General features: G+C 42.5%; 11 protein-coding genes. 7 read left to right on the forward strand and 4 right to left on the reverse strand.

Features of this window, described 5'->3' with window-relative positions:
• The first annotated feature begins 114 nt into the window (after positions 1 to 114).
• Both DEO27_RS27500 and DEO27_RS27505 read left to right on the forward strand, forming a co-directional pair.
• Positions 115 to 849 (forward strand): acyl-CoA desaturase, encoded by a 735-nt coding sequence (locus DEO27_RS27500; RefSeq protein WP_112571323.1) that lies wholly within the window; start codon positions 115 to 117, stop codon positions 847 to 849.
• 223 nt (positions 850 to 1,072) lie between these two features.
• The gene (locus tag DEO27_RS27505) at positions 1,073 to 2,329 is read left to right on the forward strand and encodes a pyridoxal phosphate-dependent aminotransferase (RefSeq protein WP_112571321.1); all 1,257 of its coding nucleotides are present in this window, start codon (positions 1,073 to 1,075) and stop codon (positions 2,327 to 2,329) included.
• Positions 2,330 to 2,729: 400 nt separating this feature from the next.
• Here DEO27_RS27505 and DEO27_RS27510 read toward each other — a convergent pair whose 3' ends face one another.
• From DEO27_RS27510 to ileS, 3 genes are read right to left on the reverse strand one after another with little or no spacing between them, the layout of a single operon-like run.
• Positions 2,730 to 3,335, reverse strand: a complete 606-nt coding sequence (locus DEO27_RS27510; protein WP_112571319.1) for a lipoprotein signal peptidase — start codon at positions 3,333 to 3,335, stop codon at positions 2,730 to 2,732.
• Positions 3,336 to 3,719 carry a TraR/DksA family transcriptional regulator gene (locus DEO27_RS27515; protein WP_090533802.1) on the reverse strand — a complete coding sequence of 128 codons (384 nt, stop codon included), beginning with the start codon at positions 3,717 to 3,719 and terminating at the stop codon, positions 3,336 to 3,338. It lies immediately after the preceding gene.
• The gene (gene ileS, locus DEO27_RS27520; protein WP_112571317.1) at positions 3,719 to 7,102 is read right to left on the reverse strand and encodes an isoleucine--tRNA ligase; all 3,384 of its coding nucleotides are present in this window, start codon (positions 7,100 to 7,102) and stop codon (positions 3,719 to 3,721) included. The genes DEO27_RS27515 and ileS overlap by 1 nt, the downstream gene beginning before the upstream one ends.
• Before the next feature lie 72 nt (positions 7,103 to 7,174).
• Here ileS and DEO27_RS27525 point away from each other — a divergent pair, with 72 nt between their 5' ends.
• Positions 7,175 to 7,369: a hypothetical protein gene (locus tag DEO27_RS27525; RefSeq protein ID WP_112571314.1), complete on the forward strand. Its 195-nt coding sequence runs from the start codon at positions 7,175 to 7,177 to the stop codon at positions 7,367 to 7,369.
• A gap of 530 nt (positions 7,370 to 7,899) precedes the next feature.
• Here DEO27_RS27525 and DEO27_RS27530 read toward each other — a convergent pair.
• Positions 7,900 to 9,201 carry a leucine-rich repeat-containing protein kinase family protein gene (locus DEO27_RS27530; protein WP_112571310.1) on the reverse strand — a complete coding sequence of 434 codons (1,302 nt, stop codon included), beginning with the start codon at positions 9,199 to 9,201 and terminating at the stop codon, positions 7,900 to 7,902.
• A gap of 179 nt (positions 9,202 to 9,380) precedes the next feature.
• Between DEO27_RS27530 and DEO27_RS27535 the strand changes: the two genes are divergently transcribed.
• The 4 genes from DEO27_RS27535 to DEO27_RS27550 all read left to right on the forward strand — a co-directional run bounded on the left by DEO27_RS27535 (position 9,381) and on the right by DEO27_RS27550 (position 12,469).
• Positions 9,381 to 9,629 (forward strand): hypothetical protein, encoded by a 249-nt coding sequence (locus DEO27_RS27535; RefSeq protein WP_112571306.1) that lies wholly within the window; start codon positions 9,381 to 9,383, stop codon positions 9,627 to 9,629.
• A gap of 354 nt (positions 9,630 to 9,983) precedes the next feature.
• The gene (locus tag DEO27_RS27540; RefSeq protein WP_112571304.1) at positions 9,984 to 10,760 is read left to right on the forward strand and encodes a M17 family peptidase N-terminal domain-containing protein; all 777 of its coding nucleotides are present in this window, start codon (positions 9,984 to 9,986) and stop codon (positions 10,758 to 10,760) included.
• A gap of 63 nt (positions 10,761 to 10,823) precedes the next feature.
• On the forward strand, positions 10,824 to 11,432 hold the full coding sequence (locus DEO27_RS27545) for an RNA polymerase sigma factor (RefSeq protein WP_112571302.1): 609 nt from the start codon (positions 10,824 to 10,826) through the stop codon (positions 11,430 to 11,432).
• A gap of 74 nt (positions 11,433 to 11,506) precedes the next feature.
• A complete protein-coding gene (locus DEO27_RS27550) occupies positions 11,507 to 12,469 on the forward strand; it encodes a FecR family protein (protein ID WP_112571300.1) in 963 nt (320 codons plus the stop codon).
• Positions 12,470 to 12,488 lie beyond the last annotated feature (19 nt).

Raw genomic sequence — 12,488 nt, forward strand, 5'->3', positions numbered from 1 at the left:
CCGAAACGGCATTTTTTGTTGCCCTTGTTAGCATTATTTACATATTAAAAACTTTATACGGCTTTAAATTGTATCTTTGGAAAGATTATAAAAAAGTCTATTTTCTACAATTCAATGGTTATTATCATATTCTTCATAGCGCACTGGTTCCTGTCGCTTTTCTTCCAAACGTTCTTTTTGCATAGATATGCATCTCATAAAATGTTTACTACCAATAAATTTTACGAAGGCACGTTTTATTTATTGACCTACATTTGCCAGGGTTCATCGTTTTTAAACCCGAGGGCTTATGCTATTATGCACCGTGAGCACCATGCTTACAGTGATACAGAAAAGGATCCGCATTCACCTCACTTTTTTAGGGATGTTTTCCAAATGATGATGTATACAGCTAAGAGCTATAGACTTCATGTGCGGAAGCTGAAGGAGCCGGAGGAGCGTTTTAAGGGTAATATTCCCGAGTGGAAAACCATTGATTTCATCGGTTCATCAGCGGTATCACGTATATCTTTTGGTATTTTGTACATTTTGTTTTATGTAGAATTTGCCACACAACCCTGGATGTACGTCCTTATCCCAATTCACTTTTTAATGGGCCCTATACATGGCGCTATTGTTAACTGGTGTGGCCATAAGTATGGTTATCAAAATTTTGATAATGGCGATAAGTCAAAAAATACTACCCCGTTTGATTTTTTAATGCTGGGCGAGTTGTTCCAGAACAACCATCACAAACACCCTAATAAGCCAAACTTCGGCGCAAAATGGTTTGAGATAGATCCGGTTTATCCCGTTATGAAACTCATGCACTGGATGCGGATCATAAAGTTGCGTAAAGCATATTTATAAAGCTTTTAAAGGTTAAAGGCGAAAGGTCAAAGGCAAAAGGTTTTCTTTAATGCTTTTGACCTTTTTTCTTTTAGTTGAAAGGTCAAAGGCGAAAGGCGTTCTTTTATGATGGCGTAATAAACCTTTTGCCTTTTGCCTTTTGCCTTTCAGCTTTTACCTTCTTTCCGGCCTTTCACCTTTCACCTCAATCGGCTATCTTTGCCGCTCATAAATACATAAACCCATGAGTGTTTCGTTATTAGCTCAAAATTTACATGGCTCGGAGATCATCAAGATAGCCGGCGAGATCAATGAATTAAAAAGACAAGGCCAAAATATCGCCAACCTTACTATCGGCGATTTCGACTCAAATATTTATCCTATCCCAACCCCGTTAAAGGATAAGATCATTGATGCTTATAATCATAACCAAACCAACTACCCTGCTGCCGATGGTATGCTTGACCTGCGTCAGAGTGTAAGCGGTTTTTTGAAAAGAAGTTTAGGTCTTGATTATGCCCCAAACCAGATCCTGATCTCAGGCGGTTCACGCCCGTTGATCTATTCTATATTTTTAGCGGTAGTTAACCCCGGTGAGAAAGTGGTTTTCCCTGCACCGTCATGGAACAATAATCACTACAGTGATCTGTTAAACGCAGACGCGGTGATCATCCCGACCGCTCCGGAAAATAATTTTATGCCTACTGCAGATGATATCCGTCCGCATTTAAAAGGAGCTGCATTACTGGCCCTGTGTTCGCCTTTGAACCCTACCGGTACTATGTTCAGCAAAAAAGACCTGGAAGAGATCTGCGACCTTGTAATTGCCGAAAACAAGGGTCGCGCTGCCGGTGAAAAACCATTGTATTTACTGTACGATCAAATCTACTCTCAATTAACCTTCGGCGAGCATAAACATTACGATCCGGTAACCCTTCGCCCTGAATTAAAAGATTACACCATTTTTGTTGACGGAGGTTCAAAATGCTTTGCGGCTACCGGCGTACGTGTAGGTTGGGGTTTTGGTCCGGAGTTGGTTATCGAAAACATGAAGGCTATTGTTGGCCACATGGGGGCATGGTCGCCAAAGCCAGAGCAAATGGCTATGGCAAAATTTTTAACCAATGAGGCTGATGTAAACAGCTATCTTGACGATCTTAAAGAAAAGATCCAGGCCAGCCTTACCGCCCTGCATGAAGGTTTCCAGGAAATGAAAGCCGGCGGATTAAATGTTGATTCAATTGAACCGATGGGCGCGATTTACCTGACCCTGAAAATTGACTACAGCGGCAAAACCACACCTGATGGAAAAGTGCTGAAAGATTCGGCAGATATTAACTTTTACCTGATCAAAGAAGCGGGAGCGGCATTTGTGCCATTTTCGGCCTTTGGTACAGGCGATGACGTAAACTGGTTCCGCGCTTCGGTTGGTGCAACACCACTTAACGAAATTGAAGCTTTGATACCAAGGGTAAAAGCTGCACTGGAAAAATTGAAGTAAGCCGATAATACAGTATTGTCATTTCGAACGAACCAGCAGGGGGCAGAGCGGCAGCGTAAGGAGAAATCTTATACACCACGTATGCTGCTATACAGGGCGCATAAGATTTCTCTTTCGCCACTACGCTTATACCCACCGCATGCTCTATCGAAGTGACATTTCTTTTATGAAAGCACAAATAAAAATAGCTTTTTGCGCCGGTAGGTGCTACCCTTCCGGTTTTATCAGGAAAATTTAGGGTAACCTCTACGAGGCAAAAAGATTATATGATGTTGTTTCTACAAATAGGTATCCCCTCCGGGGAATCAGAAAATATAATAGTGCGATATGGTTGATATCGCAGTTCAACAAAAAAAGCCGCTCATCGCGGCTTTTTTTATATATCAAGTTTATTAGAAATCTATTCCTCAACCATCTCGCTGTTGGGACTGGCTATTTCGGGCTTTTCGTGTTTAAAATAGCGTTTCTGGTACAGTAATATCATAATTACGCCTACACAGATGGATGCATCGGCCAGGTTAAATATCGGCCTGAAAAACTCAAACGATTCGCCCGCCCAAAACGGGAACCACGAAGGATATGTGCCCTGCAACAGCGGAAAGTAAAACATATCAACAACCTTACCGTGAAACAAAGGGGCATATTTATACATCAAGCCATAAAAGGTTGAATCGATAATATTACCCATAGCGCCGGCTAAAATAAGCGCCACGTTCATGATAAGGCCGCGATGGTATTTGTGTTTAATTAAATAAACAAGGGTGTAAATTATACCACAAACCGCAACAATACGAAACAGCGTTAAAGCCAGTTTACCTGCATCGCCGCCCCACTCTAAGCCAAAGGCCATGCCATTGTTTTCGGTATAACGCAACATGCCCCGGCTTCCCAGCAGGTGAATTTCTTCACCCATGTGCATATGCGCCCGAACCCAGGTTTTGATGATCTGGTCGGCAAGGATAATAAAAGCAGCAGTTAAAAAAGGTTTGGTATAAGCAGCCTTCATTTATTGCTTTAATTTAGCTTCCATTGAAAGGGTAGTGTGCGGAACGGCACGTAAACGCTCTTTCGGAATCAGCTTGCCTGTTTCGCGGCAAACACCGTAAGTTTTATTTTCAATACGTACAAGAGCGGCTTCAAGCTGCTCAATAAATTTTTTCTGACGCGCGGCCAATTGGTTTATCTGCTCTTTTTCAAGCGTGGCCGAACCATCTTCTAATGTTTTGTAAGTACCGGCAGTATCATCGGTGCCGTTGGCATTAGGCGAACTCAATGACGTTGCCAATGAGTTTAATTCCTCGCGGGCAATGCGCATTTTATCCAGGATAATCCCTTTAAATTCTTGCAGGTCAGCTTCAGAATATCTGGTTTTTTCTTGTTCTTGTTTCATTATACTTTACTAATAGCAATCAATATTTCTTGTTCGTCAATTGTAACAGGTTCACCCACGGTGATATCATCCACAAACACAATGCTGTCGGCCAAAATTTCGGCGCAAATATAGGTTAAATTGTTCTCCACGGCCGCTCTGATCACCGGGTTGCTGCTTACCTGCACGTTTATCCTATCAGTTACTTCAAATCCTTTGGTCTTACGCATATTTTGCACACGGTTGATAAACTCGCGCGAAATGCCTTCCTGTTTTAATTCGTTGGTTATGGTAACATCTAAAGCCACGGTTAGTTTTCCCAAATTTGCAACCTGCCATCCGGGAACGTCTTCGGCTATGATTTCTACGTCGGTAGCTAATACTTCGTATTTGCCATCAAGTACCTGGATATTGCCGTTAGTTTCTAACGCGGCGATATCATCCTGGGTGAAATTTGTGATGGCTTCGGCTACAACTTTCATATCCTTACCTACTTTTTGGCCTAAGGCCTTAAAGTTTGGCTTTATTTTCTTTTTGATGAAACCTGCGGTATCGGTAATATACTCGATATCCTTAATATTAGTTTCAGACAAAATAAGGTCCTTAACCTGCTCAACGTGTAATTTAAAGCTTTTATCCAGTATTGGCAATAAAATTTTGCTCAAAGGCTGGCGCACGTTGATATTCACCTTTTTACGTAACGAAAGTGTTAATGATGAAACATCCTGTGCAAGCTGCATACGCTCTTCCAGCTCGGCATCAACCAGTGCGCTGTTGTACTCAGGGAAGTAAGCCAGGTGTACTGACTCAAACTCTTCCTTACTGGTAACAGCGTTCAGATCGCAATATAACCTATCGGCAAAGAACGGCGCTATTGGCGACATCAGCTTACTGATAGCGATTAAGCAGGTATATAAAGTTTGATAAGCAGAAAGCTTATCTTCAGAATCATCTGATTTCCAGAAACGGCGACGGCTTAAACGGATAAACCAGTTGCTGAAATGCACATCCACAAATTCCTGGATAGCACGCGCTGCCTTAGTAGGTTCAAAATCGGCATAGTAACCGTCAACCTCTTTGCTCAGTGTGTTTAGCAGGGATATGATCCAACGGTCAATTTCCGGGCGTTTGCTGTGCTCTATTTCAGGTTCACTGTAAGTGAACTTATCAATATTGGCATATAATGTAAAGAACGAGTAAGTGTTGTACAGCGTACCAAAAAACTTACGCCTAACTTCATCTATACCTTCTTCATTGAATTTAAGGTTATCCCACGGCGATGCATTGCTGATCATGTACCAGCGGGCCGCATCGGCACCATATTTTTCGATGGTGGCGAAGGGGTCAACGGCATTGCCTAAACGCTTAGACATTTTGTTGCCATTTTTATCAAGCACCAGGCCGTTTGAAACCACGTTTTTAAACGCGATACCTTTATTGCCCACCTGCTCGTTGATAGCTTTTACCTCATCGCTTGCTTCGCTCAGCATTACGGCAATAGCGTGCAGGGTAAAGAACCAACCGCGGGTTTGGTCAACACCTTCGGCAATGAAATCGGCAGGGTAAGCGTTTTTAAATTCTTCCCGGCCTTCAAACGGGAAGTGCCATTGCGCATAAGGCATAGCGCCCGAATCAAACCAAACGTCAATCAGGTCGGGCTCACGGAACATTTTGTTGCCGGTTGACGATACTAAAACAACATCATCAACATAAGGGCGGTGCATATCTTCCAACGTAAAGCCTTCAGGCATAAAACCGGCTTTGATCGATTTTTCGATCTCTGCATTTAATTCAGCAATTGATCCAATGCAGATCTCTTCCGCACCGTTTTCCTCGCGCCAGATAGGTAGCGGGGTGCCCCAGTAGCGTGAACGCGAAAGGTTCCAGTCAACCAGGTTTTCCAGCCAGTTACCAAAACGACCGGTTCCGGTTGATTCCGGTTTCCAGTTGATGGTTTTGTTCAGCTCTACCATTTTATCCTTAACCGCTGTGGTGCGGATAAACCAGCTGTCAAGCGGATAGTATAATATCGGCTCGTCGCTGCGCCATGAGTGCGGGTAGCTGTGTTCGTATTTCTTAACGTCGAACGCGCGGTTCTCGGTTTTTAATTTGATAGAGATGAGTACGTCGGTTGGTTTAAAACCTTCCTCGGCACGTTCAGCATCAGTGTAATATTCTTCTTTAACGTAACGGCCAGCGTAATCGGTAACCTCATCAACAAAACGGCCTTGTTTGTTCACTAACGGAACGTCCTTCCCTGTTTCGTCTTTCACCATTACCGATGGTACGTTGTTTTCCTTACAGGCCCTGAAGTCATCCGCACCAAAAACAGACGCGGTGTGTACTATACCGGTACCATCTTCAGTAGTAACAAAATCGGCAGGGATAACACGGAAAGCGTTTTTCTCCAGATCTTCGTTAATTACATAAGGCATCAGTTGCTCGTAGTGGATACCCACCAGTTGGCTGCCTTTTACTTCAGCTTCAATTTTCCAAGGGATGATCTTGTCGCCACCTTTGTAATCGGCAAACGACGCCTGTTCACCTTCGGCTTTAAAATATTTTTTAACCAGATCTTTAGCCAATACTACACAAACCGGCAGGTAAGTGTATGGATTGAAAGTGCTGATCTTAGCATAGGTGATATCTTCGCCAATGGCAAGGGCACAGTTTGAAGGTAGTGTCCATGGGGTAGTTGTCCAGGCCAGGATAAATACCTCTGTATCTACGCCATTAAACAAAAACTCCGAATCACCATCACGTTTAACTTTAAACTGCGCGGTGATGGTGGTATCCTTCACCATTTTGTAGGTGCCCGGCTGGTTAAGCTCATGCGAGCTCAAACCGGTGCCTGATTTTGGCGAATATGGCTGTACGGTATAACCTTTGTACAGCATATCTTTTTTATGCAGTTCCTTCAGTATCCACCAAAGGCTTTCAATGTATTCGTTTTTATAAGTGATGTACGGATCGTTCAGGTCAACCCAGTAACCCATTTTTTCGGTCAGGTCGTTCCAAACGTCGGTATAGCGCATTACCTCCTTGCGGCAGGCATCGTTATAATCTTTTACACTTATTTTTTTGCCGATATCATCTTTAGTGATGCCCAAAGCTTTTTCAACGGCAAGCTCAATAGGCAAACCGTGGGTGTCCCAGCCGCCTTTACGTTTTACCTGGTAGCCTTTAAGGGTTTTGTAACGGCAAAAAATATCTTTAATAGAGCGCGCCATTACGTGGTGAATACCGGGCATACCGTTAGCGCTCGGCGGCCCTTCATAAAAAGTATAAGGGTTACCCGCCGGACGGCTGGTAATGCTTTTCTCGAAAATATTTTTCTGTTTCCAGAAGTCCAGTATCTCTTTGCCGGTTTGCGATAAATTTAACTGCTTATATTCCTTGTACATCTATTATTTCACCTCGTTTTTAAGAGGTTGCAAAAATACAGAAATTAAAAATGATTTTTTTAATTTACGCCGATGAAAAATAAAGCAAAACGCTCTGTTTATCTTTTATTAATAGGTATTATCCTGTTTTCGGCAGGGATGGCCATTCCCAGTGGCCCGGCCGAGAATTGGGACGATTACGCGCGTGGCGCCGGTGCCGGATTATTCATTGCCGGTTTCATAGGCCTGGTGACCTGGTTAATTGAGGTTGTGAAGGAAAATAAGTAAATCATAAGTCCCGGGTTCTAAGTCTCAAGTCGTTAGTTTTAAGTTCAAAGTCGGATATGTTGTTAAATGGCCAAACTCAGATTTGTGGCTGTGTTTTGGATTGTAAGTTATTGGTATACAGTATGTAGTGTTGGTAAACAAGACTTAAGACTAAAAACTTCAGACTTAATACTTTTTTATGCTTGTTTGAACACTAAAACTTTAGTTGATGCGTTATTGATAAGATTAAAAAATAAAAGCCTCCTTGCACTCGCTGCTTGGAGGCTTTAAACCTAAACCTTATCACAAATCAAGGTGGTAACCTTGTATTGAAATAGCTGCAAATCTAATACATGGATTGTTAAAATCAAAAAAAAACCGACGAATAGGATAAATGTATCGATGGATTGGCAAAAATTATCATTTTTCGTTCAAATATTTCTAAAAAAGCAATACGTTGGGTTACTTTCTAATCTTCCATATTAGGAGAAAAGGTTAAGAGGGGTGTAAATACCTCTTAAAACTTACGGAAGTATACGGGCTTTTGCAGGTTATTTTAATCCGGCGACCTGAGATCTTATCTGATAAAATAAAGGACGGTTCTCCATGTTCTCATTCATACATGCGTCTCTGAGCTCTTCAAGTTTTAATACTAACAGCGAATCTGCTTCATTACACAAACTGATAAGGTCATCAAGTAAACAACCATAAGCCCGTACTTCCAGTAATTCAAGCTTTTTTGCGGTTTCCGTATCCGAATGATTGTAAAAGCAGGCCGCACCAAAATCACTGAATAGGGTGTTAGCATCATCATCAACCAAAATGTTGTGGGCGTAAAGGTCGCTGTGCATGATGCCTTTGCTGTGCAGGTGCTCTGCTACGTATGCAATGGTTCCCGCAATTTTTAAAATGTGTACAGGCGAAAGGCCCATGCCGGGTTTAAAAACATCGCGTGTACAGCTTATCAGGCTGGGTGGCATGCCCAGGTTGTAAAAAGTTTGCGGTATAAGTTTCATCACCAGGCCTTTTTTTCCTTCGGGGTGATTGCTGATCTGGCCAATCAATTCTACCAATCCTTCATGATTGCCGGCGGTGATACAGGCGTTCATTTCGTCTTCGGGCAGGCCATCACTGGTAACTGCTCCTTTAAATATTTTAACCGCAACCTCGCTAATTTCATGATCGTGGTTCCGGGTAGCTTTAGAGATAATACCCGAAGCTCCTTCTCCAAGCAACTGGTTAATTTCCAGCTCATGGCTGTCAATCAACTCAAGCGGCTGTACCATGGGTTTGTAGCTAAACGGATTACCCGAAAAAGCCAGCCATGATAGTTTAGGCATAGACAAGAGCCATTCAGGAAACTCATTTAACTGATTAGCAGAGATCCGGAGCAGTTCCAGGTTACGGCAATTGGCAAGTGAAGCCGGTAATTCCGTTAATTTGTTGCCAGCAAGCATCAGTTTCTGCATCCTGCTGCAATTACCTATTTCGGCAGGTAGTTTGGTAATACTGTTGTTGGTAAGAATAAACCAGCGAAGATTTGGATTAACCGAAGCCGGTGGTACAGTTTCTATCCGGTTTGATTTGAAGCCTACAATATCCAGCAAGGGGCAATCACCCAATACTTCGGGCAAAACCGTAAATTGGTTTTCTGAACAGAAAAAAATCTTCAGTTTTTTGAGCCTGCCAAAATCTGCAGGTAACGAGCTCAGTTTATTGGCGGAGAGATCAAGATACTCCAGCGTATCTGCCAATTCAAAAATTTCGGCCGGAAAGCTTGAAAGTTGTTCAGATAGCTTCAGTGATACGGCCCCTTTTAGTTCTCCGTTTTGTAACTGCTTTAATGTTTGCATAGACTGAGGCAAAAGAACAAAAAATGCCTAATATTTAGGTTAATTCCAGCGAAAACTACAGGAGCCTTATGGCTAAGTATTTTGATATACGTAACAAATAAGATGGATTGCCGAAGTACATCGATAGTAAATACTTTTCCTTTTAATTGGCCGTTTGTTGCGAAAACCCTAATACGTTTATGCATAAGAAAGTGCAGTTGGCACATATCCGTTATAATACAAACAGCAACGGCCAAACTGAATGCTGGCGCCTTGTGCTCGACGGCGAAGAGATCCTGGTGGAATCTGTTCAGATACAGGCACCGGTGTTTACTTCAAGAGACTGGATTGAACCCATCGGTCAGTTTAAGCACCATATATCGGTAAAAGATTGTGAGGTTGCTATAAGCGATGCGGGTGATGCTGTCATTACAGACCATAAAGTTTGATTTGGATTTGATAATCGATTCAGCTGTTTCTTAAGAAGCCATTTAAAATACAAATTATTCATAGCCGTTGGTTTTAACCAACGGTAAAAAAGCTGAAGAGTCCTGGCTTTAGCCTAATTATGCAAGCGGATTTGGGCTGAAGCCATCTTGTGGTTACTCATTATCCCGTTGGTTAAAACCAACGGCAATGAAGTTTTGCCTGCTTGTAATCTGCATTTATAAATTTTAAGCAACTCCTAAGAGATCTTGTATTTCTTAATCTACATCATTTTATTGCTTGGTCGTTTTACTCAATTTTGATTTATCAGCAAAGGATCAAAATATAATACTTCAATCAATTTAAATATTTACTTTATGAATTACGCTATATCAACACCCCAACAATCAACCCTAAATACACGTGCAGGATTACGCCAGTTGCTTCGGTATTTGGTTGCAGTGGCTGCTTTGGTTTTATCAGGTGCGGCTACAGGTTTTGCACAAACCCAGAAACTGGCTGCGCCGGGCACATCTGAAGTATTGGGACAAATAGATAGTGTAACAATAGCTGCCGCTGTTCAGGCGCCATCCAACCAACAAACTCCGCTGCAGGTAATTTGTGTTTTTCAATATACCGAAGGGGATATTTTCAATTCACCTCCTGCCTTGCCCCGCAACCTTAATGGCCTGGTGCATGTAGATGATGCCTTAAAAGGAATGCTTACCGAATTGCGAAAAAGCGGCAAGTTTGAAGGTCGTGCATTGGAAACCATACTCATTACACCACCTGTTGGTAGCATGCCTGCCGAAAAATTACTGATCATTGGTCTTGGAGACAGAAAAACCTTCAATCCGGAACTGATGACAAGCGTTGGCCGTGTAGAGATGCGCGAAGCCCTGCGTTTAGGAGTGAGCAGTTACTCGCATGCCAGCGATTTAAAAGATGCCGGAATTGACTCACCAACGGGTGTGGTAGCCGTTAACGTAATTAAAGGCGCTATAAATGCATATGAAACCGAGCGCTTTTTAAAAGGGCACTCGCTTACGGCTTTTCAACCCATGGCTAAAATAACGCTGCTTGCAGGCCCTGCTTTTTTTCAAGTCACAGCCGATGCTGTTAAGGCCTTTCTTGCTACTTCAAAAGGTAATTAACCAATCTGGACGATCAGTGTGTTATTTAACTTTTACTTTACGTAGGTTGTTTAATTTTGGCGGATGCAACAATTTGATACTCCTCCTGCTGATCATGAACTGTTGGAAATGCTTAGGGACGATAACATCACCGCTTTTGATGTATTGTTCAATCGCTATTGGAAATCACTTTTTATAGCTGCCCGGACAAGGTTAGGAGATGACGAGGCCGCGAAAGATATTGTGCAAAACCTGTTGATTGATGTTTGGCAAAAGCGGGGCGAACTACAGGTTAACACATCTCTTGAGCAGTTTTTATTTGGCGCGGTAAAACGTAAAGTATTAAATCATTTCCGTTCTGAAGCCATCAGGCAGAATGCTATGGAAAATGCTTTAAGCCGTATTAATGATATTATCTACAAAGAAGAAAACCTGGTATCTTACTTCAATCTGGAAAAAATTGTAAGTGAAGAAGTGGAAGATATGCCGGTTAATATGAAGCGCGCTTTCCTGTTACGTAGTGATAGTTATTCGGTAAAAGAAATCGCGGAGAACCTCAATCTCGCTGAACAAACGGTATCAAACAATATTACCGAAGCCCTGAAACGTTTAAAACGCCGCCTTAAAGTTGAATACCCCGATCGTTATATTAACTGCTTTGTTTGTCTCGTAATCCTGTTTACACAAAGTTAACAGAAAGTTGATGTAAAATAGAAGTAATAAAAGCGGCTTTGTGCAACATGTCAGTAAAAAACGCACAAAACTGAATGGACTCGTCGGAGCTTAAAAAATTAATTGACCGCTACCTTAAAAATAAAGCTACCGAGCAGGAGCAGAAACTGGTTGATGAATGGTATCAATCGTATGATGATATTGATGAGTCACTGCCTTTCGCTCAAGAGCAGCAGTTTAAAAGCGAGATCTACAACTACACGAGAGCACGGGTAAACAGCAACCCTCCTCCCAAAATACGAAGGTTAAATATTATCAGGTACGCGGCTGCCGCTGCAATTATTGTGTTGGCTATTGCAGGGCTGCTTGTGCGTCGGGAAATTGCGCAGCAACAGCAGGAGCAGCAAAAGCCAAGCTACGCCATTTTCAAAACCGGCATAGGGCAGGTGAAAAAGCTGGAGCTGCCTGATGGTTCAACCGTTTGGCTCAACGCCATGTCGAGCATCCGGATTATTGATGGTTTTGAGAAAAAGGCAACCCGTAATATTTACCTGGATGAAGGCGAAGCTTATTTTGAAGTAAAGCACGACCCGGCTCATCCTTTCCTTGTAGTTACCAATAGCATAACCACCAAGGTGCTGGGTACATCATTCAATGTTAAAGCATACAAATTGTTAAACTACGTAGCCGTAACCCTGCGCACCGGCCATGTAGAAGTGAGCGATAAGCAAGGCAAAATGGCTGTATTGGGGCCTAACCAAAGGGCTACCTATTCATTACAGGAGCACACATACGGCATGAGCGCCTATAACGGCGAAAAAAGCAGGCGTTGGGTAGAGGGTAAAAGCACCCTCAGCAATGCTTCTTTCCAGGAGCTGGCCTTAACCGTCAACAACATCTACGGGGTAAAACTCACCAGTAAAAACAAGCTTACAGATACCTATAAATACAATATCATCATCAGCCATTCGCGCACAATTGATGAAACCATGAAGCTAATATGTTCCATCCACAAAAACAGCTGCAGGAGGAAAAATAATGATGTAACCATGTATTAAAAAAAAGAAGCCGGTCTGT

This window comes from Mucilaginibacter rubeus (genome assembly GCF_003286415.2).
Classification (GTDB): Bacteria; Bacteroidota; Bacteroidia; order Sphingobacteriales; family Sphingobacteriaceae; genus Mucilaginibacter; species Mucilaginibacter rubeus_A.